The organism is Hymenobacter sp. UYCo722, assembly GCF_040547115.1.
In the GTDB taxonomy this organism is placed as follows: domain Bacteria; phylum Bacteroidota; class Bacteroidia; order Cytophagales; family Hymenobacteraceae; genus Hymenobacter.
In genome coordinates, this window is record NZ_JBEPPC010000003.1 from 120,125 (window position 1) to 140,376 (window position 20,252).

Genomic DNA, 20,252 nt, shown 5'->3' on the forward strand with positions numbered 1-20,252 from the left:
ATTGGCGAGGGCTTTTTGCTGGGGTGGCTTCGGCGCTTACTCCACCAGCACGCGCTGCGTAACGCCGGGCTCGCCGGGCACCTGCACCGTGAGCAGGTAGGTGCCGGTGGCCAGGCCGTTGGTGGGTAGCTCGGTGGTGCCGTTGTGCAGGGCCTGGGTGCGCACCGGCTGGCCCAGGATGGTGCGCAGCACGGCCGTGGCGGCCGGGGCATTGGATGCCAGCGCGATGTGCAGCCGGGCTTCGCCGCTGGCTACCGGGTTGGGCCACACGCGGAAGGCGGAGGCCGGCACCCGGCCGGTAGTGGCCGTGGCCGTGCGGCCGAGCAGCAGCTCGAAGCGGCCCACCAGCGCGCCCGCCTGGGCGGCCGTGAAGGCGTAGGTGGGGACCAGGCGCAAGTCGGTGCGGGTGCCGGTGGCCAGGTCAAGCAGGGCCAGCGGCAGGGCCGGGTCGAAGTTGGCCAGCTCGGTGGTGTGCAGCTGGTAGGGGCCGGCGGCGGGCAGCGCCAACTCCAGCGGAAGGCGGGTGCCCGCCGCCAGCAGCGCGGGCGGCAGCCCGTTGATGGCCAACACCTCGCTGGCCGGCGGGCCGGGCATGCGGCTGGCCAGGCCGAGCTGGTTGGAGTTGGGCAGCTTGGGCGCATCGAAGGCCGCATCGGTACCGGTGGCGGTGGCAGCGGGGTCGAAGTACACCAGCGTCTCATCGAGCAAGCCCACCGGGCCAGCGGTGGGGCTCAGCGTGAGGCGCAGGCGGGGGCGCGGGTCGGCACCGGCCGTCTGGCGGCGGAAAGGCGGGTTCTGGTACGTCGTGACGCGGAACAAATCCTGAAAGGTGAAGCCACCCGGCACCGCCTGCGTGGCCCGGACGAAGAAGCCCTGCATGGCCGGCAGCACGCCCGCAAAGCCGCCGGTGCCCACGCCACCCACGTAGCTGCGGTAGAAGCCGCCGTATTGGCTGGTGGGCTCAAACACGTAAATGGCCGCGCCCAGGCCGGTGGGCAGCGCGCCGGGCGTGGCTTCCACCACGGCCCAGTCGAGGGGGGCGGGGTAGGGGTTGCCCAGGAACTGCCAGCCCGAATTGGCCGTGGCCCCGCGCGTGAGCGGCCCGGTAGTCAGCGGCCCGGTGTTCAGCAGGCCGCTGAGGTCGACGGTGGCGGCGGGCGCGATGTTCACGGTGTAGCCGGCCGTGGGCACCAGCGCATCGGAGGGGCTAGTGGGCGAGCGGAAGCCCGTGACAAAGTCCGGGAAGGCCGGGGTAATGCGGCTTTCCTGGTAGTCGAACACGTTTGGGAATTGCGCCAGCGGCAGGGCGGGCGTGGGCAGGGCGTTGTAGGCCGGGTTGGCCAGCGGCGCATAGAGGCCCGGTACGGCCAGGTCGGCCACGGTAGTGTTGGCCACCGGCGGGCTGTAGTGGCGGTACCCGGGGCCGGTGTAGGGCTGGGCGGGGTCGAGGGTGATGAAGCGCTGCATGGTGGCGCGGCCGGTGCCGGTGCCGGTGGGCTGCACACGGCCGCTGCCCCGGTTCACGACCATAGCCGTGCCGGCGGCGTTGGACAGCAGCAGCAGGTTGCTGGCCCCCAGGCTCAGGTTGCCGGCCTGCAGGGTGAGCACCCGGGCCAGGGCCAGGTCCTGCGTCAGGCTCACGCCGGGGGCGTTGTTCACCGTCAGGTTGCGCACGTTGGCGGGTAGGCCCGAGCCGGTGAGCTGGGCCACGGTGCCGTCGTACACGTAGCTGGCATCGGGGCTGAAGGTGCGGATACCCGTTACCTGAATGCTGCCCGTGGCCCCACTGGCGCTAATGCCGCCGGGACTGCAGGTGCGCAGCGTGGCCCCGGCCGCCAGCGTGAAGCTGCCCGAGCCAGTCAGCAGCTGGCAGCCATCGTCGAAAATGCCATCGGCCTGTACCGTAAAGGTGCCGACCACCGACACCGCCCCGCCCAGCGTGCCCTCGCCCGTGCCGGTAATGGTGATGTCGTTGTAGGCCCCGGGCGGAATAACTTGCACGGTGCTGACCGTGAGGCTGGGCAGAATGGGCGTGAACACCGAAAAGCTGGTGCTGCTGGTGCCCGTGCCGCCCGCCGTGGTTACGGTGATGGGCCCCGAGGTGGCTCCGGCCGGTACCGTGGCCGTGAGCACGGTGCCCGACACGAACGTGAACACCGCCGAAACCCCGTTGAAGGCCACCGCCGTGGTCCCCACGAAATCAGTGCCCGTGATGGTGACCACCACGCCTACCGGCCCACCCATGGGCGCGAAGCTGAGGATGAGCGGCAGCGGCGGAATTACCGTAAAAATCAGGCCGTTGCTGCTGCCGCTCACCGTCACGACTACCGGGCCGAAGGTGGCACCAAATGGCACCACGGTGGTTATCTGGGTGGGCGAGTTCAGCGTGAATGGTGCGCTCACGCCGTTAAATGTCACCGAGCCGGCCCCCGTGAAGTTGGTGCCCGTAATCACCACCGTGGTGCCAATGCCGCCGCTGCTGGGGCTGAGCGTGGTGATGGTGGAAGTGGGCACGGCCACCGTGAAGCCGACGGCGTTACTCAGGCCGCCCAGCGTGGCCACCGTTACGGGGCCGCTGGTGGCCCCGGTGGGCACCAGGGCCGTGAGTTGCGTGGCCGAGTTCACCGTGAAGGTGGCCCCTGTGCCGTTGAAGCTCACGGCCGTGGTCCCCGTCAGGTTGGTGCCGGTGATGATGACCGTAGTGCCCACCGGCGAGCTGTTGGGCGAAATGCCGGTGAGCGTGGGCGCGGCCGGCACCACCGTAAACAGGATGCCGTTGCTGGGCCCGCCGGGCGTGTGCACCACCACGCTGCCCGTGGTGGCCCCGCCGGGCACGGTGGTGGTGAGCTGGGTGGCCGAATTCACGACCAAAGCCGCGCTCACACCGTTAAACGTCACGCCCGTAGCCCCCGTCAAGTTGGTGCCGGTGATGATGACCGTAGTGCCCACCGGGCCGCTGGTCGGGCTCAGGGCGGTGATGGTAGAGGCCGGAATGGTGACGCTGAAGGCGAGGCCGTTGCTCGTGCCACCGGGCGTGGTCACGGTCACCAGGCCGGTAGTCGCGCCGGCTGGCACGGTGGCCGTTATCGTACCAGCATTCACCACCGCAAACGGAGCGGCCAAGCCATTGAAGCTAACGGCCGTGGTCCCCGTCAGGCCCGTGCCGATGATGGTAACGCTCGTGCCCGCTGGCCCGCTGGTCGGGCTCAGGCTGCTGAGCACCGGCACCGGGGCCGTTACCGAGAAGGTGATGCCGTTGCTGCTGCCGCCGGGCGTAGTCACAGTCACCAGGCCGGTACTCGCGCCGGCGGGCACGGTGGCCGTCAGCTGCGTGGCCGAGTTCACCACGAACGAGGCGCTGCTGCCGTTGAAGCTCACGCTGGTCGTGCCCGTCAGGCTGGTGCCGGTAAGGGTGACGCTCGTGCCGAGGGGGCCGCTGCTCGGGCTCAGGTTAGTAAGCGTTGGGGCCGGGGGCAGCACCGCGAACGGCAGGCCGTTGCTGGTGCCGCCGGGCGCGGCCACGGTCACGTTGCCGGTAGTCGCGCCGGCTGGCACGGTGGCGGTTAGCTGCGTGGCCGAGTTCACCGTAAACGCCGCCGCCGTACCGTTAAAACTCACACTGGTCGCGCCGGTAAAACCGGTGCCCGTTATCACCACCGAAGTGCCTACCGGCCCCGTGGCCGGGCTCAGGCTGCTGAGCGACGGAGCCGGGGCCGCCACCGTGAAGGCGAGGCCGTTGCTGGTGCCGCCGGGCGTAGTCACGGTCACGCTACCAGTACTCGCGCCGGCCGGTACGGTGGCCGTAAGCTGGGTGCCGGAGTTCACGGTGAACGTGGCCGCCGTGCCGTTAAAGCTCACGCTCGTCGCGCCCGCCAGGTTGGTGCCCGCAATGGTGACGCTCGTACCCACCGGCCCCGTGGCCGGGCTCAGGCTGCTGAGCACCGGCGCGGGCGGAATTACCGTGAAGGCCACGCCGTTGCTGGTGCCACCGGGCGCGGTTACCACCACGCTGCCGGTGGTGGCTCCGGCCGGTACGGTGGCCGTAATCTGAGTACCCGAGTTGACAGTGAACGTGGCCACCGTGCCGTTAAAGCTCACCGCCGTGGCCCCCGTAAAATTGAGGCCCGTTATCACCACCGAAGTGCCCACCGGGCCGCTGGCCGGGCTCAGGCTGCTGATGGTGGAGGCCGGAACGGTGACCGTGAAGGCCAGGCCGTTGCTGGTGCCGCCGGGCGTAGTCACGGTCACGTTGCCGCTGGTGGCCCCGGTGGGCACGGTGGCCGTCAGCTGCGTGGCCGAGTTCACGGTGAACGCCGCCGCCGTGCCATTGAAGCTCACGCTCGTCGCGCCTGCCAGGTTGGTGCCCGTGATGGTGACGCTCGTGCCTGGCGTGCCGCTGGTTGGGCTCAGGCTGCTGATGGCCGGCGCGCCTGGCAGTACCGTGAACGCGGCCGTGTTGCTGGTGCCGCCCGGCGTGGTCACGGTCACGTTGCCGGTAGTGGCTCCGGCCGGCACGGTGGCCGTAACCTGGGTGCCCGAGTTCACGGTAAACGTGGCCGCCGTGCCGTTGAAGCTCACCGCCGTGGCCCCCGTAAAGCTGGTGCCCGTTATCACCACCGCGGTGCCCACCGGGCCGCTGGTCGGGCTCAGCCCGGAAATAACCGGGGCCGGAATGGTTACCGTGAAGAGCAGGCCGTTGCTGGCCCCGGCCGGCGTGGTCACGGTCACGTTGCCGGTGGTGGCCCCGGCCGGCACGGTGGCGGTTATTTGAGTGGCCGAGTTCACGGTAAACGCCGCCGCCATGCCATTGAAGCTCACGCTCGTCGCGCCCGCCAGGTTGGTGCCCGTGATGGCAACCGCGGTGCCGGCCGGCCCGCTGGCCGGGCTCAGGCTGCTGAGCGTGGGCAGCGGGGCCGTCACGGTGAAGGCCAGGCCATTGCTGGGGCCGCCGGGCGTGGTTACCACCACGTTGCCGGTGCTCGCGCCTGGTGGCACGCTGGTCATTATCTGGGTATTAGAAGTCACCGTGAACGTGGCCGTGATGCCATTAAAGGTCACGCTGGTGGCTCCCGTCAGGTTGGTCCCGGTTATCATCACCGTGGTGCCCGCCGTGCCGGTAGCCGGGCTCAGGCTGCTGAGCGTGGGCACGGGCACGGTCAGGGTGAAGAGCAGGCCGTTGCTGGTACCGCCGGGCGCAGCCACGGTCACGTTGCCGGTGGTGGCCCCAGCCGGCACGGTGGCCGTAACCTGGGTGCCCGAGTTCACGGTGAACGTAGCCGCCGTGCCATTGAAACTCACCGCCGTGGCCCCGGTCAGGTTGGTGCCGGTAATGGTGACGCTCGTGCCCACCGGCCCCGTGGCCGGGCTCAGGCTGCTGAGCGTGGGGCCCGCCACCGCGCCCGAAATGGTGAAGTTGGTATTTGAAATGTCAAAGAAGTAGTTGTCGGCCGCTTCCACCATAATGCGGGCCTGCGTGGTGGCCAGGCTGGGCACGGTCACGTTCTCGGAGCCGTCGTTGGGCGTGCTGGTGGCCAGCACGGTGGGGTAGGTGAGGCCCCCATCGGTGCTCAGCCGGATGTTGACGATGGCCGAGCTGACCGGGGCGGCGGTGGTGTTGGCCACGTTCCAGGTCACGGTCTGCGACGAGCCGGCGGCCCAGGTCACGGCCGTGTTCGGGGCCGTGACCACAAAGGGCCCGGCGGCGACGCTGGCGCTTAGTCCCAGCACGGGGCTGCTGTTGATGCCCCCCACCACGCCCTGCAAGCCGCTATGCGCGTCGCGCACCGTTACCCGAAAGTTCAGGGGCCGGGTAGTGGTGGGCAGCGTTTCGCCAATGGTGGTGGTGCCGGCTAGCAGGTCGCTCAGGCGAGGGAAGTAGCGCGTGGGGCTGGCCGCGGGCAGAAACGAGCGGAACAGCGGCGGCGTGCCATTTTGGGCCAAGTCCCACTCCTCCCAGCAAAACGTGAGGGCGTCGCCGTCGGCATCGGTGCCGGTGGCCGTCAGCTTAAAGGGCGTGCTGATGGGCAGGGTTTTGCCGCCCGGCGGCAGGCTCACGCTGGGCACGCTGTTGCCGGTGCTGGCCACGGCCCCGCACGAAGTAGTGGCCAGGTAGTTCTCAATCTCCTCGTAGCTCACCACGTGGAAGTAGGGGTCGGAGCGCGCCTGCAGGTTGTCGCCGCTGCAAATGCCGGCGTAGGCCATTATCGTCGAGCCCGAGCCCGGTTCGTAGGCCGTGTTGGGGTTGCCGTTGCCGCCGCAGCTGCCCTGGCTGCTACTAAAAGTGTGGTTGCCGCCAAACTGGTGCCCTATCTCATGGGCTACGTAGTCGATGTCAAACGCGTCGCCCACGGGATTTGAAATCCCGGTTTCGCCCGCCGCCTTCAGCGAGGCATTACACACCACGCCCACGTAAGCCAGCCCCCCCCCGGCCGTGCTGAACACGTGGCCGATATCGAAGCCCGCCGTACCCAGCACGCTCGTGAGGTTGCTCTGGTTCTGGCTCACCAGGCTACTGGGGCTGTTGTTGGTGTAGGGGTCGGTGCCGGCGTTGGTGTAGATGAGGCTGCCATTGTTGGCCACCAGCAGCAGGCGCACGGCCAGCTCTCGCTCGTACACGCCGGTTACGCGGTTCACCGTGGTCAGAATAGCGGCCTGGGCGCTGGCCACCGTGCCGCCACGGTTGGCCGTGTATTCAGCCGTAGCGGCCACGGCCAGGCGGTAGGTGCGCAGGTTGGTGCCGATGGCCAGCAGGGTGCGCCGCACGGGGCCGGCCGCGCCGCCGGTCCGCGCCGGCGCGCCCGCATCGAGGCCCGGTTGCCACACGCAGGCCGGGGCCGCCGTCAGGCTGGCGCTGCGGTCCACATCGGCCCGGAAAAAGCTCAGGTAGTGCGCTACATCGCCCGGCCGGGCCGGCTCCAGATACACGGCTCCCAGCGCGCCCGACAAAATCTGCCCATGAAAGCCGTAGGGCGTAATATCGAGCCGCGCCGACGCGTCGGGGTCGTCCAGGCCGCGACCAGCGTAGGTGCGCAGCTCCGGAAACCGGGCTGCCGTGGCAGCGTCCATCACCGATGCTTCGCGCACCCCGAAGCGGGCGCTGCGCCCATCGGGCAGGGGCAGTACCAGTACTACTTCGGCACCCCGGCGGGCGGGTGCCAGGGCCGCATCCAGGGCCCGCACCTCCAGGCTCAGGGCGCGCGAATGGCGCAGCTGGGCGGCTACCGGTGAGGTGTTGGCGGCCAGGCGCGCCGCGCCATCTTCCCGAAACAGGTCGATGCCATCCCGCTGCTGCGCCTGTGCCAGATGGGTTAGCAAGACTACCACCAGCGCGGCAACCAGTCGGATAATTTTGTTCGGTAGCCAGCCGTCCGGGTACAGAAAAGGGCAGGGGAGGTGGGCCCGCAGCTTCCAGGCTGCCGGTACTCGGAGGGTACTGGATTTCATAGCAGAGAATTAGAAGAGTATAAGCCAAATTTATTAAAATACAACTATATATTCAAGTATTTAATATATTGAACATTTTTAAGCTCGACGATTTCAGGTCGTTGTAAGGAAGGCCTTGTGGCAGCGTCTGACTCACTGCTGCTCCGACCGGGGCTTCGAACCCACTGACCTTTTTTATTTCCGTCATGAAAACGTTGCTGCTATTGTTGCCGCTGGTTGCCAGCATTGGCCGGGCCCCGGGGGGCGGCACATTGTCCCCGCCCGCCCGGGTGCCGGTAGTCGTCGAGCTGTTTACCTCCGAAGGCTGTTCCAGCTGCCCGGCGGCCGATGCGGCTTTGCGCGAGCTGGCCCGAGCCCAATCGGTGCCTGGCGTCGAGGTTATTGCCCTCGGCGAGCACGTCGACTACTGGAACCGGCTGGGCTGGAAGGACGGCTTCTCGGCTCCGGCCTACACCGAGCGGCAGCGGCAGTACGCCGCAGGTTTCGGCTCGGGCTCCTACACGCCCCAGGCCGTGGTGAACGGCCGTTACGAACTAGTGGGTAGCCGTGGTACCGAACTGGCCGCCACCATCGCCAAAGCCGCCAAAGCCCCGCAGGCAGTGGTTTCGGTGGTTGTTTCGGGTGGCACGGCGCAAGTACGGGTTAGCAGCGTGCCCCCTGGCACACCCGCCACCGAAGTACTACTAGCCATCACCGAAAGCGACCTGGCTTCCCAGATTGGACGGGGCGAAAACTCGGGCCTGCTGCTACACCACGCCGCCGTGGTGCGCCAGCTGCTGCCGCTGGGCAAAGTAGGGGCTGCCGGCTCCTTCACCGCTTCATCAGCCCTTAACCTGGCCTCGGCCTGGAAGCGTCCTAACCTGCGGGTAGTGGCGCTGGTGCAGGAAATCGCCTCGCGCCGCATCGTGGGCGCCGCCACTTCAGCAATTAGCATTGAGCAGTGACAAACAGTAGGCTGTTCGTTGCTCATCGACACTTGCTCATTGAGCGAGGCGTAATATTGCGGCGCGACCCAACCCGTTTAGTTGTCGCCCCGCATGAATTCAGCAACTCCCGTTCCGGCCGAGTGGCCCGCTCGCTTCGGCGATGAGCTCTACCGCTTTGCGCTGAGCCGTGTTTCCGACTCTGAAACAGCCGAAGAGCTGGTGCAGGAAACCTTCCTCAGCGCGCTGGCCAACCTGGCTGCCTTCCGGGCCGAAGCCTCGGAGCGTACCTGGCTGTTCGTTATTATCCGTCGCAAAATCATCGACCACTACCGTCGTCAGGCCCGCGCCCCGCACATTGGTCTCGATGAACTGGGAGACGGGGGCGGGACCCCCGAATCCGACTACTTCAACCCCGCCAATGGCCACTGGAATGGGCCGCAGGCCCCCAGCAGCTGGCTCCGGGCTGATGCCGCGCTCGAGCAGCAGGAGTTGCACGACATTCTGGGGCGGTGCCAGGAGCGGCTTTCCACCCAGCAGGGCGCGGTGTTCGCCATGCGCTTCGTGGAGGAATTATCGGCCGAAGAAATTTGTCAGGAGCTGGGACTGACTTCGGCCAACTATTGGGTTATCGTGCATCGGGCCAAGCTTCAACTGCGCCGCTGCCTCGAAAAACACGGCCTCGGCCAGTCCTAATTTATTCGCTATGCTACGACTTATTACCTGCCAGCACGCCACCCTGCTCATCGAGCAGCGCGAAGACCCCGCAATGCCGCGCCGCGAGCGCGCCAGCTTGTGGCTGCACCTGCACCTGTGCCCCAACTGCAAGCGCTACTCCAAGCAAACCGTTCTGATTGCCGAGTGGGCGCGGGGCTCGGCTACCGGCCGCGCGCAGGCTGGGCCGGGGTTGTCGGTGGTAGCCAAGGAGCGGATGCGGGAGCGGCTGATTGCGGCCGGGTAATGCCATTGTTCCACCTTGGCGGGGCGACATATCGGTAGCAAAGCCATGTCAGCCATCAAAAAAAACCCTTTCGGGGCGACAGTCGATGAACGAGTGTCGCCCCGAAAGGGCTTGCGCAAGCTTAACGCATCCTGCCGATACGCCCTTCCACTGGGGCTAGGACCTACGCCCCCGTTGGGGCCAGGCGCACTACCAGGCCATCGGTACGGGGCGTGAGGCGAATCTGACAGCTCAGACGCGAGCCTTCGAGCACCACGGGCAGCGTTTCGAGCATGTCGAGTTCGGCATCTTCGGGCTCGGGCAGGGCGGGGCCGGCCAGTACTTCGACGTGGCAGGTGGCGCACAGAGCCATGCCGCCGCAAGTGGCCTGAATGTCGTAACCGCTGGCTTTGAGCAGCTCCATGAGGCTGAGGCCCATGTCGGTGGGGCCGATAAGCTCGGTGCGCTGGCCGGGGGCATCTTCAACGTAGATGCGAATGTCGTCTTCCATGAGATTATTGGGTGGGCAGCACAAAAGAACGTCATGCCGAGCTTGCTGAAGCATTTCTACTACAATAGTAAATAATTACTTGAGCAGTAGTGATACTTCGGCAAGCTCGGCATGACGTTCTGCGCGAACAGATTACAGGCTGGGAGCTCCGTTGACCGTCGTGTATTTCAGGGTGTATTTTTTATCGGGGAAAATGTATTTGAACGCGCCCTGGCACATCAGCGCGGCCTCGTGGAAGCCGCATAAAATCAGCTTCAACTTGCCGGGGTAGGTGTTGATATCGCCGATGGCGAACACGCCGGGCAGTGAGGTGCTGTAGTCGAGAGTGTCAACTTTCACAGCATCGTTCTCAATTTCCAGCCCCCACTCGCCGATGGGGCCAAGCTTGGGCGTGAGGCCGAAGAGCGGAATGAAGCAGTCGAGCGGGACGGTTTCGGCCTCGCCGTTATTGCCGGTGATGGTCACTTCCTTCAGCGTGCCATTGCCGTGCAGGTGCGTAACGTTGGAGCTGAGGACGAGCTTGATTTTGCCGGCTTCGTGCAGTTTCTGCACTTTTTCGGCCGAGTCGGCGGCCCCGCGGAAGGTGGTGCCGCGGTGCACAAGCGTCACGTCCGAAGCCACGTTGGCGAGGAAGTTGGTCCAGTCGAGGGCCGAGTCGCCGCCGCCGGCAATCACAATTTTCTTGTCGCGAAAGTTTTCGGGGTCGCGCACCATGTAATGCACGCCCTTGCCGCCTTCGAAGTTTTCGAGGTTTTCGACGGCCGGCTTGCGCGGCTCGAACGAGCCCAGGCCGCCGGCAATGGCCACGGCCTTGCAATGAATCTCGGTGCCGTCGGTGGTGAAAAGCTGGAAAGAGCCGTCGTCGAGCTTCTGGAACTGCTCAACCCGTTCGCCCAGCGTAAACGTGGGGTGGAAGGGCTCAATCTGCTTCATCAGATTGTCGACCAAATCGCCGGCCAGAATTTCGGGGAAACCCGGAATGTCGTAAATCGGCTTCTTGGGATAAATCTCGGAAAGCTGGCCGCCGGGTTGGGGCAGGGCATCCACCACGTGGCAGCGGAGCTTGAGCAAACCGGCTTCAAAAACGGCAAACAGACCGACTGGGCCGGCTCCGATGATGCAAATATCGGTTGAAATCGTGTTGGGCATAAGAGCAATGGGTGCCTGAAGAAAAGCGGCCGCAAAGGTAAGCCCCGGGGCCGGGGCCGCCAACGACGGCCGGATTTATAACAGCAAGCTAGGCGAAAACGTTGGCCGAAACCTACAGATAATCCAGAAAATGCGCGGCTTCCCAGATGCTCAGGAACTGGCGCACGGGCATGGCCTGGGCGGTGGTCACTTCATCGGTGTGGCGGCGGGTGGGCAGGCCGGGTACGTGTACTTCGGCCACTATGCGTACGCCGCGGGCCACAATGAGTTGTTCAACGGCTTGGAAATCGGCCCGCAGGGCGCTACTGGTCTGGTTCACGACCTGCATGTCGCTGAGAATGTGAAAGCCGGGGCCCACTTCGGCGAGAGCGGCGGTCCAGTCGGCCAGGTAGTGAGGGAGGCTTTCGGCGGTTTGCATGGCCGCAAAATTCTGGTAAAAAACACGGTTGCGGCCTGTTTCCACCATCAGCTGGTATTCGGGACGAAGGGCAATAAGGCGCATGTTCTGAATAAATTACGCGCCCCTTCTGGTCGAGGTAACTGGCGGGTTGGTTGCCGGGCCGGCCGGTTGATGCAAAGGTACGTTTGCACCAGCCGGCCAAAAACCGGGCCACTGACGACCCAGCACGTACCACCAGCACCGGTTGGGCGTTTAGTGGCTGTGGTTTTCGGCCGGCGGGCAATTCGTTGCGTAATGCCTATACTTCGCCTCAAAACCTTGTCTAGCGTTTCTTCTATGCCGATTTTTGTTTCCGTGGGCCTGCTCACGCCGCGTTTGTCTCGTTGTTTCCGGACTGCTGGAGTGCTTTTGGGGTCGCTTTCATTACTAGCCGCCTGCAACTCGGAACCGGCCGAAACCACCACCAGCAAGCCCGCCAAAGGCGCGAAAGCCGCGACTGAAACGCCCGCTGCTGCCGAAGTTGCGCCGCTGCACGTCAGCGTTTTTCTGGAGTATTCCGGCGGAATGAAAGGCTTTGTGCCGCGCGGCGGGGCCGATAAGCCGGCTACCGAATTTCAAAAACGCATCGGGGCGCTCATCACCGAAACGCAGGTGAGCGGGGCTGTGGCCGAGCGCAAATATTACCTCTGCGAAAACGCCGCGCCCCGGCCCGTGAAGTTCGAGCAGCTGCGCGACGTGGTGCAGGGCGAGGTGAGCCAGGCAGCCCTTGGCACCGAGCTGCCCCAGATGCTGGAAGGCATTCTGAGCATGCCGCAGGCCACGCAGGGCGTGAGCGTGGTAATTTCGGACTTCATCTATGGCCCGGCCCGCAAATCTGATTTCTCGCAGCTGCCCAACCTCATTCGCACGGCCATCGCGCCCGTGAGCCGGCAGCAGCTGGCCGTGGCCGTGTTCGGCGAAACCTCGCGTTTCTATGGCAGCTACTTCCCCGCCGTGAAAACGCCGGTGCAGAAACGCACGCTCAACGGCGAAAAGGTACCGTATTACGTGTGGGTGATTGGCCCGCCCGCGCAGGTGGCGCGCTATGCGGCCGAGGTGTTCCGGAACGCGCCGGCCCAGCAGGCATTTTTTGGGTTGAAAACGAATACGCCGGCCTTCGCCCCGCTGCTCACCAAGCTCACCGACCCAAAGCTGAAATCGAGCGGTGGTACCGTGTACGAGCAAAACCAAGTGGTCAATCTGGATGCGTCTTCCGACCCGGTTGAATTTTCTTTGGGCTTAAACTTAGCTGGTTTGCCCGCCGCGTGGCAGCAGCCGGCATTTTTGGCCCAACATCTGCAGGTGCGCCTGCCCAACGGCCAGGCTAGCCTGTTGCCCAACTCGGTGCGTCCGCTCACCGATGAGGAGCAGAGCGGCCAGCCGGTGCTCGCGCCCTACACCCACGTGGTGCGCCTGCGGGTGAGCAAGCTGGCGGCACCCACCGCCACGCTCACCGTTTCGCTGCCTGCTCCGGAAACGCCGGATTGGGTTTCGGCCTGGAGCACCACCAACGACAATACGCCCGCGCCCCGCACGTTTGGCCTCGACCAAATCCTGGCGGGCGTCCGGCAATCGTATCCAACCGCGCTACCGCCCGTATTTACGGTTCAGCTGCCACTCAAAAACGACAAGTAAAATGGTGCTTGGTTGTTGGTGCTTGGTGCCTGGATTATAAATGTCAAGCCCCAAGCGCTTAATACCAAGCACCAAGCACTAATAACCAAGCACCAACAAAATGCAAACCTTCTTCACCAGCCTGTACTCGGCGCTTATTTCCATTTTCCAAAGCCAGCGCCCCGCCGATTATGGCTTGTATAAAACGGATTTGTTCTCGCTTGTGGGCTGGAGCACGCTGGGCGTGAGCCTGCTGCTGGTATTGGCGTTTTACTATGTGTTCAACTCGGCCATACGTACTGGGATGTTCCGCACGCCGCACTGGGCGCTCACGCTGGCGCTGGCCGCTGGCCTGGGCGTGTTTCTGGCCAATAGCCTCAGCAAAAGCCATGGCGCGGAAGTGAGTAGCTACCTCGGCTATTTCATGGTGGTGAACATGCTGGTGGCCGCGCTGTGGTTCCTCCTTTTTTCGGTGTTGCTGAAGCGGTGGAGCACATATGCGCGCACCACGCCGTTTGTGGGGCCGTTTTAACTTTTTCCATCTGTCATCCTGAGCTTGCGAAGGACCTTATCTCGTTTAAGCCGACTGATTTACTGCAAATAGTTTAGCCGTGATAAGGTCCTTCGCAAGCTCAGGCTGACAGGCGATTTAATTTTGATTACAGTCAAGCTATGTCCAAACTATTCATCTTCGCCGTGGGCGGCACCGGGGCCCGCGTGCTGCGCTCCCTCACCATGCTACTGGCGTCAGGAGTTAGAATTCCGAACTGCGACCAGCTGGTGCCCGTCCTCATCGACCCCGACACCCAGAACGGCGACGTGACGCGCACGGTGGCCCTGCTTAAGCGCTACGCCCGCATCCATGAAGCCTTGTACGGCGACGGCCAGAAGGAGAAAACCGGTTTCTTCAGCCAGCCCATGAACACGCTGGCCCACCTGAATACCAGCGGCGGCGGCGAGGAGCTGCGCGACTCATTCGTCTACGACTTCGGCGGCATCAGCCAGCCCTTCCGCGACTACCTCAAATACAACGACCTCTCGGTGGAAACGCAGGGGCTGGTCGATTTGCTGTTTACCCAGGACAGCCTTGCGGCCAACCTCGACGTCGGCTTCCGCGGCTCGCCCAACGTGGGCTCGGTAGTGCTGAATGCGGTGGTGCAGTCCAAGGAAATGCGCTACCTCGCCCAGAGCTTGCAGGACGGCGACCGGGCCTTCTTCATCAGCTCGATTTTTGGCGGTACGGGCGCGGCCGGCTTCCCGCTGCTGGTGAAAAACCTGCGCGACCCCAACTCAGCCCTGGCCCACCCCGAAGTGCGCCGCCGCCTCAAAGCCGGCGCGCTGGTGATGCTGCCCTACTTCAAGCTGCAGGAGCCTTCGGCCGATGAAAAGGCTGCCGGGCAGGATTTTATCGACTCTAACACCTTCATTACGAAGACCAAAACGGCGCTTTCGTACTATGCCGACAACCTGAAGGGGCTGGAAGCCATGTACTACCTCGGCGACCAGCCGGGCCAGCCACTGGCCAACCACCCTGGCCGCGCCGAACAGCGCAACCAGGCCCACCTGCTCGAAATGCTGGGGGCCTTGTCGGTGCAGCACTTCATGGAAGTGCCCGACAACCAGCTCGACAGCAACCAGCCGATTCACCACGAATACGGCCTGAAATCGGACGCCACCGACATCGATTTCGGCCAGCTGCCGGCCGATATGCGCCAGGAGGTAGCCCGCCCGCTCATTCAGCTGCATTATTTCGCCCGCTACTTCCTCAAGCACACTCCTGAAGATGCCAAAGCGCCTTACTACGAGGCCGGCGACTTGGCTGCTCAGTTGCGCAACAACCGCGCCCTGCGCGAGCTGACCGACTTTTTCGGTGAATACAACGAATGGATTCGGGAGTTGGGCGTGAACCAGCGCCGCTACACCGCCATCCGCGCCGACGAGGAGGACTTCAATAAAATGGTGACCGATAAAACGGTGGAAACCGGCATCTTCAGCAAAGGCATTACGCCCGGCTTTTTCCGCGATGAGCTGACCAAGGCCGTGGGCAAAGCCACGCTTTCTAATCCGACGGAGAATGAGGCGCTACGCTGGGTGGTGAAGGCGTTTGAGGACGCTACGGGCGAGATTCTGGACAAGAAGCTGCAGTATTCCTAAGCGCCCAATCAATTTATTTCTGGCATAAAAAGCACGTCATGCTGAGCGCAGCCGAAGCATCTCTACTGCGTAAGCAATTATTTAGTACTGAGGTAGAGATGCTTCGGCTGCGCTCAGCATGACGTGCTGATTTCGACTATAAATCACAATATGGCTAAAATCCTGCGACTACACGACACCGGCTCCAGCACCCACGAGGGCTGGGGGCCGACTGGTAAAATCGGCCCTCACGAAGTCGAGCGCCTGCTCGACCCGCAGGGCGGCCGCGCCGCCAAGGTGGCCGTGTCCATCCCTTCGCCCTTCGCCCGCATGCACCTGGTCGAAACCGCACTGCGCTTCGTCACCCAGGGCGGCACCATACAGGACTCGGTGTACCACCAGCTCGTCAGCCACTTCTGGGACGTGTGGGAAATGGTCTTCAACTTCCACCAGCGCAAGCTGGCCAGCCAGCGCCTGCAAATCCGGGCTTGGCGCAAGGATGAGGAGCTGGCCAAGCTGCGCGCCAACCCCGCCACCCGTCCGCTGGCCGACGTGCTGGCCCTGTACCTCGACGGCCGCTTTGCCAAGCTGACGGAGATGCACCTCATTTACTTCCCCGGCGCGAATGGCGTGCCGCAGCTCATTGGCGGCACCTCGCCGCTCACGCTGTTTTTCCCGGCTCCTAATGTGAAGCCACTGCCCGTGCAGCGCCCGCAAGGTGGAGGCTACTATTTTGATAACCAATACGTGCCGCTGGCCAATCGCGAAGCTGCCTTCCGCGACTACGTGTACCAGGAGTTCGTGGGCGACCCGGCCCTGACGGCCCTCGCGCCGCTGGTGCGCGATACCCTCGACCGCGGCCTGCTGCAGAAGTGGGCCATGGATGGCACCGCCAGCCTGAGCAACTTCCCCATCCTTACCGACGCCTCGAACAACCAGATTGACGTGGCCGGCGTGCTGTTGCGCGTGCGCCCCGACGAGGGCACCGTGCGCGGCTCCGACCTGTTCATCCGGCCCACGCGGGCGGGGGTGGGCGGCCCGCTGCCCATCGTGTTGCGCCCTGGTTTGAAGGCCGTGGGCAAGAAGTACTACAACGAAACCCTGTTTGCCGACAGCGGGGCTACCGTGCCCGCCGCCGATACCCGGCCGCTGAAGGAGCGCACGCTGCCTGGCCCGGAGCTGCCCTACCCGTATCTGACGGTGAATGACCTGCTGGAAGAGACCCTGCTGGCCGTACCCTACGAGGTAGACGCCGAACGGTTCTTTTGCGGCAACCTCAAAGTCGCGCCCGGCTACCGGCCCAGCAGCTGGCCGCTGCTGCCCATCAAGCCGATGTATTTCGACTACTTCACGCAGGCGGATTTGGCCGAGCACCTCACGCTGGAGCTGGAATCGGCCTGCATCCGGGTGAAGCTGCGCGTTCCGGTTAGCGGCGGCGACTACGTGGACTACGAGCGCGCTTACTACGACAACCCGCAAGGGGAGGGCATGGGCCGTCTGCGCGTGACCAATATGGCGCTATCGGTGTTTCCGTTTGTGAAAGTGGCCGATGCGCCGCAGTTCAACGACTTCTACAAAGTCATGCTGGTCGATGCCAACAACATCGACCCGAGCATGGTGACCAAGAAAGTCGACCTGAAATTCTGGGCCAACGGCCACCAGCTCAGCGAAACCGGCACCGACCAGAGCGCCACCCGCTACGACCGCACCCCCAAGACCAGCCAGGACGAAGGCAGCACCTATTTCGAGGTGCGAGGCACCCATTTCGACTACCTCGAAGTGCTGAACCCGGCCCCGGCCGAAGGCCGCGCGCTCATCATCCCGCGCTGGCCTGAGCAGCGCCAGGGTACCAAGGAGTACCGTTTTGCCATCGACTTCGGCACCACGAACACCCACGTGGCCATGCAGGATAGCCCCGGCCAGGAGCCCAAGCCGTTCAGTTTCGGCCTCAGTGATACGCCGGTGGCGCTGCTGAAAAAATCGACGGCTGAGCCCGACCGCACTCCCTACGAGCGCCTGTACCGCGGCATCGACGATGACCCGGCCAACTTCGTGCAGATTAAGCGCTGGCAGCAGTATCAGGAGCGCGAATTCGTGCCGCCGATTATTGGCGCTGATAATTCGCCCTACGCTTTCCCGGCCCGCACCGCTACTTATGAGGCCGCCAACTATGCTACCCAGGAGTTGAGCGTGCTCGGCAACATCAACGTGGCTTTCGGCATCATCACCGAGGAGCAGCGGCGGCCCAACTACCACACCAACCTGAAGTGGGATAACTCGCTGAACATCGCCAACACCAACCGCGTACGGGCATTTTTCGCCGAAATCCTGCTGTTGTGCCGCTCTAAAGTGGCGCTGAATGGTGGTAACCTGGCGGCCACACAAATCACCTGGTTTGCCCCGCTGAGCTTCTCGACGTATCAGCGCAACCTCTACCAGCGCGAGTGGGATACGCTGTTTCACCGCATTTTCCACACCACCAACTCCATGCCCTGCATGGTAGAGAGCACTGCGCCGTACTACTACCTCACCCGCCGCAACATCGTGACGCTGGGGCCGGGCGAAAACGCGGCCTTTATCGATATCGGCGGCGGCACCACCGACGTGCTGCTCTACGCCGACCGCAAGCCAGTGCTCAGTACCTCGTTCCGCTTCGCTGGCAATGACCTCTGGGGCGATGGCGGGGCCGAAGTGCGCGGTGCGAAAGACAACGGCCTCGTACGTTTCGGCGTGGCCGGCGTGCAGAGCGCAGTGCTGAGCCCCGCCGCCCGCCGGGCCCGCGAATACGTGCTGGTGGCCGAAGGAACCGATAATTTCGGCTCCGAAGACGTGGCCAGCTTCCTGTTCAGCTACGACCAATTGCTGGGTTTCAGCGAGCGGCTGCTGCGGGCCGAGCACCTGCGGGTGCTGTTCTACTTGCACTTCGGCGCGCTCATTTACCACGTGGCGCAGGTGACGGTGGCCAACGGCCAGCAGCTGCCGCGCTACCTATGCTTCACCGGGCGCGGCAGCCTCTACGTGCGCCTGCTGGCCGCCGGTTCCAACCTGCAGCCGGTGGAGAAGCTGGCCCGCCTCATCATGGAAAAAGCCACCGGGCAAACCGTGCCGGCCGATTTCCGCATCAAGCTGGCCGACGACCCCAAGCAGACCACCGCCAACGGCGGCGTGCTCGCCACCGGCCAGATTCCGCAGGACCCGCCCCTGGTGCGCCCCGTGGGCGGGCTGCCCGACCCGGAAAATCCGCTGGCTGACCAAGGCGAACACCACCTCGAAGCCTCGGCCGTGACCGACGAAATCAAGCAATCAGTGCTTAGTAACGCCCGCGCCTGCCTCAAGCTGCTGCTCGAAGACCCCGAACTGAAGCGCGTGCAGGCCGACCTGGGCGTGAAAAACGACCAGGGCCTGGTGATGAGCACGCTGGAGCGCAGCCTCGGCGACTCGTTCAACCTCTACCGCCAGCAGTACGCCGACGTGCTGCGCGATGGCGATACCGTACCCGAGACCTTGTTCTTCCTGCCGTTCAAAAACGCCCTGTATGAGCTATCCAAGGTGCTTCATGACGCGCAGCCGTTCAATTAGCGGCCCTGGCGCGGCGCGCTTTTCACAGCCGGCCGGCGATTCCTTTGGGAGCTGCCGGCCGCTGCTGTTGCTCGCGCTGCTGTGGGGGTTGGGCGGCGTGCCAGCAGGATGGGCGCAGCCTCTTCCCCGCACAGTTGACTCCTCTGTGGAATCTACTGCCGCATCAGCAGCCACAACTACTTCCAATTTGACGACAATCTGGGCGGTGCTGGGTGGTGTGGCTATCGGGGCATTAGGCGCGTGGCTGTGGACGCGACGCTCGGCGCGGCCTGTTGAAGCGGCGCGCCTGCTAAGAGATGCCGCGCCGGAATCCTCGATTCAGCCCGTACGAAAAGTTCCCTTCCAGAACGTGTGGAGATTGCCTGGCCGTCTAGACGCTGCTTCCGATGCGGCGAGTGCGCTGGCCGCGCCCATAGACTCGGCTCCCGCCGTTCCTCCTGCGACAGCAGGCGATGTCCAAGCTAAAAACGTAACAATCCGGTCATTGCGTGAAGTTCAGGGTACGCCGAAGCCCGCTGACAAATCAGCGGAAGCGAAAAGGAAAAATAAGCCGAATTTTAATTCCCGTGGCCCTGCTGCCAATTCGCCCGAGACGTGGTCGCAAGTACCACATCGTCCTGCTGCGATGAACCCCACCACGCCCCCCGTGCTGCCTGCCGACGAGAACCAGCCCCTGGAGCGCGGCCAAAATATTAAATTGGATGCTCCTACATTAACACCACCTGCCATTCAGAAATTAATTGATTCCAGCCCTTATGCTGATGTCAATTTTGCATTATTACCCGAACCACCATCCGAAGAAAAGCCCATTGTCCAGGTTGGTCGGGAAGGGTGGTCTGTACCACCCACAAAACCATACTCTCATGAAGAAGCATCAAATAAAACACCAGAATAAAGAACCCGAATATGATTGGACGGTGCCTCACCGTCGAGCAGAGTTGGACCCAGCACGCTACTCTAAACCTATGAAACAAGAAGAAGAAACTTTCAAGCTTGGCCAAACCATCGAATTGAATGCGCAGGTTTCTACGCCACCGCCTATTCAAGAATTAATTGATTCCACCGCTGCAGGGGCTTCAGGGGAAGTGGCTGCACCTGTGCCAAGTGGACCAGTACATTACTACGCCCCGGCCCCCGACGTGCCCAGCATCGAGCACCGCAAGCTCAGCCCCAACCCGCTGCCGCAGATGCCGCTGCTCATTACGCTGCCCCACGCGGCGGCCGAAACGGCGCAATTCTCGTTTAGCCCGCAGGCCGACCAGTCGCGCATCATCGGCAACGGCGTGCGGGAGCTCAAAGAATTTTTTCAGTTTGAGCTGCCTCCTACGGAGCAGTTCACCACCATCAAAAACCTGACGCCCGGCAAGCTGGAAAAGCGCGACGATGCTTGGCATGTGGTGCAGAAGGCCGAAATCGCGCTGAGCTAGAGCGACGTAAAAGAACGTCATGCCGAGCGCAGCCGAGGCATCTCGCGGGTGGCAGTAAATCAATCGTTTAGTTGTTTTGATTACTACCACACGC

Annotated in this window: 13 protein-coding genes; 9 read left to right on the top strand and 4 right to left on the bottom strand. The window is 63.8% G+C overall.

Annotation, left to right across the window (positions count from 1 at the left end):
• Positions 1-36 precede the first annotated feature (36 nt).
• Entirely contained in the window at positions 37-7,443 is a 7,407-nt protein-coding gene (locus ABIB44_RS10110) for a choice-of-anchor Z repeating domain-containing protein (protein WP_354584537.1), read from the bottom strand.
• A 185-nt stretch (positions 7,444-7,628) separates the two neighbouring features.
• Between ABIB44_RS10110 and ABIB44_RS10115 the strand changes: the two genes are divergently transcribed.
• The 3 genes from ABIB44_RS10115 (at position 7,629) to ABIB44_RS10125 (ending at position 9,327) form a co-directional block, all read left to right on the top strand.
• Complete coding sequence (locus tag ABIB44_RS10115; protein ID WP_354584538.1) at positions 7,629-8,387, top strand: DUF1223 domain-containing protein; 759 nt, start codon at positions 7,629-7,631, stop codon at positions 8,385-8,387.
• A gap of 93 nt (positions 8,388-8,480) precedes the next feature.
• Entirely contained in the window at positions 8,481-9,062 is a 582-nt protein-coding gene (locus ABIB44_RS10120) for a sigma-70 family RNA polymerase sigma factor (protein ID WP_354584540.1), read from the top strand.
• Positions 9,063-9,072: 10 nt separating this feature from the next.
• A complete protein-coding gene (locus ABIB44_RS10125) occupies positions 9,073-9,327 on the top strand; it encodes an anti-sigma factor family protein (RefSeq protein ID WP_354584541.1) in 255 nt (84 codons plus the stop codon).
• Positions 9,328-9,490: 163 nt separating this feature from the next.
• On the opposite strand, the gene ABIB44_RS10130 is transcribed toward ABIB44_RS10125, so the two are convergent.
• The 3 genes from ABIB44_RS10130 to ABIB44_RS10140 all read right to left on the bottom strand — a co-directional run bounded on the left by ABIB44_RS10130 (position 9,491) and on the right by ABIB44_RS10140 (position 11,468).
• The gene (locus tag ABIB44_RS10130; protein WP_354584542.1) at positions 9,491-9,817 is read right to left on the bottom strand and encodes a 2Fe-2S iron-sulfur cluster-binding protein; all 327 of its coding nucleotides are present in this window, start codon (positions 9,815-9,817) and stop codon (positions 9,491-9,493) included.
• Between the two features lie 132 nt (positions 9,818-9,949).
• The gene (locus ABIB44_RS10135) at positions 9,950-10,966 is read right to left on the bottom strand and encodes an NAD(P)/FAD-dependent oxidoreductase (RefSeq protein WP_354584543.1); all 1,017 of its coding nucleotides are present in this window, start codon (positions 10,964-10,966) and stop codon (positions 9,950-9,952) included.
• 112 nt (positions 10,967-11,078) lie between these two features.
• Entirely contained in the window at positions 11,079-11,468 is a 390-nt protein-coding gene (locus ABIB44_RS10140; RefSeq protein ID WP_354584544.1) for a hypothetical protein, read from the bottom strand.
• A gap of 306 nt (positions 11,469-11,774) precedes the next feature.
• Here ABIB44_RS10140 and ABIB44_RS10145 point away from each other — a divergent pair, with 306 nt between their 5' ends.
• The 6 genes from ABIB44_RS10145 to ABIB44_RS10170 all read left to right on the top strand — a co-directional run bounded on the left by ABIB44_RS10145 (position 11,775) and on the right by ABIB44_RS10170 (position 20,158).
• A complete protein-coding gene (locus ABIB44_RS10145; protein WP_354584545.1) occupies positions 11,775-13,040 on the top strand; it encodes a hypothetical protein in 1,266 nt (421 codons plus the stop codon).
• Positions 13,041-13,140: 100 nt separating this feature from the next.
• Entirely contained in the window at positions 13,141-13,551 is a 411-nt protein-coding gene (locus tag ABIB44_RS10150; protein ID WP_354584546.1) for a hypothetical protein, read from the top strand.
• A gap of 140 nt (positions 13,552-13,691) precedes the next feature.
• Positions 13,692-15,173, top strand: a complete 1,482-nt coding sequence (locus tag ABIB44_RS10155) for a hypothetical protein (RefSeq protein ID WP_354584547.1) — start codon at positions 13,692-13,694, stop codon at positions 15,171-15,173.
• A 150-nt stretch (positions 15,174-15,323) separates the two neighbouring features.
• A complete protein-coding gene (locus tag ABIB44_RS10160; RefSeq protein WP_354584548.1) occupies positions 15,324-18,731 on the top strand; it encodes a hypothetical protein in 3,408 nt (1,135 codons plus the stop codon).
• A gap of 145 nt (positions 18,732-18,876) precedes the next feature.
• Complete coding sequence (locus ABIB44_RS10165) at positions 18,877-19,626, top strand: hypothetical protein (protein ID WP_354584549.1); 750 nt, start codon at positions 18,877-18,879, stop codon at positions 19,624-19,626.
• A gap of 202 nt (positions 19,627-19,828) precedes the next feature.
• Positions 19,829-20,158 carry a hypothetical protein gene (locus ABIB44_RS10170; RefSeq protein WP_354584550.1) on the top strand — a complete coding sequence of 110 codons (330 nt, stop codon included), beginning with the start codon at positions 19,829-19,831 and terminating at the stop codon, positions 20,156-20,158.
• The last annotated feature ends 94 nt before the right edge of the window (positions 20,159-20,252 follow it).

What these genes read in the sequence shown, in the direction of transcription:
- ABIB44_RS10110 (WP_354584537.1), bottom strand. Translation starts at nt 7,443, where the DNA reads ATGAAATCCAGTACCCTCCGAGTACCGGCAGCCTGGAAGCTGCGGGCC.
- ABIB44_RS10115 (WP_354584538.1), top strand. Translation starts at nt 7,629, where the DNA reads ATGAAAACGTTGCTGCTATTGTTGCCGCTGGTTGCCAGCATTGGCCGG.
- ABIB44_RS10120 (WP_354584540.1), top strand. Translation starts at nt 8,481, where the DNA reads ATGAATTCAGCAACTCCCGTTCCGGCCGAGTGGCCCGCTCGCTTCGGC.
- ABIB44_RS10125 (WP_354584541.1), top strand. Translation starts at nt 9,073, where the DNA reads ATGCTACGACTTATTACCTGCCAGCACGCCACCCTGCTCATCGAGCAG.
- ABIB44_RS10130 (WP_354584542.1), bottom strand. Translation starts at nt 9,817, where the DNA reads ATGGAAGACGACATTCGCATCTACGTTGAAGATGCCCCCGGCCAGCGC.
- ABIB44_RS10135 (WP_354584543.1), bottom strand. Translation starts at nt 10,966, where the DNA reads ATGCCCAACACGATTTCAACCGATATTTGCATCATCGGAGCCGGCCCA.
- ABIB44_RS10140 (WP_354584544.1), bottom strand. Translation starts at nt 11,468, where the DNA reads ATGCGCCTTATTGCCCTTCGTCCCGAATACCAGCTGATGGTGGAAACA.
- ABIB44_RS10150 (WP_354584546.1), top strand. Translation starts at nt 13,141, where the DNA reads ATGCAAACCTTCTTCACCAGCCTGTACTCGGCGCTTATTTCCATTTTC.
- ABIB44_RS10155 (WP_354584547.1), top strand. Translation starts at nt 13,692, where the DNA reads ATGTCCAAACTATTCATCTTCGCCGTGGGCGGCACCGGGGCCCGCGTG.
- ABIB44_RS10160 (WP_354584548.1), top strand. Translation starts at nt 15,324, where the DNA reads ATGGCTAAAATCCTGCGACTACACGACACCGGCTCCAGCACCCACGAG.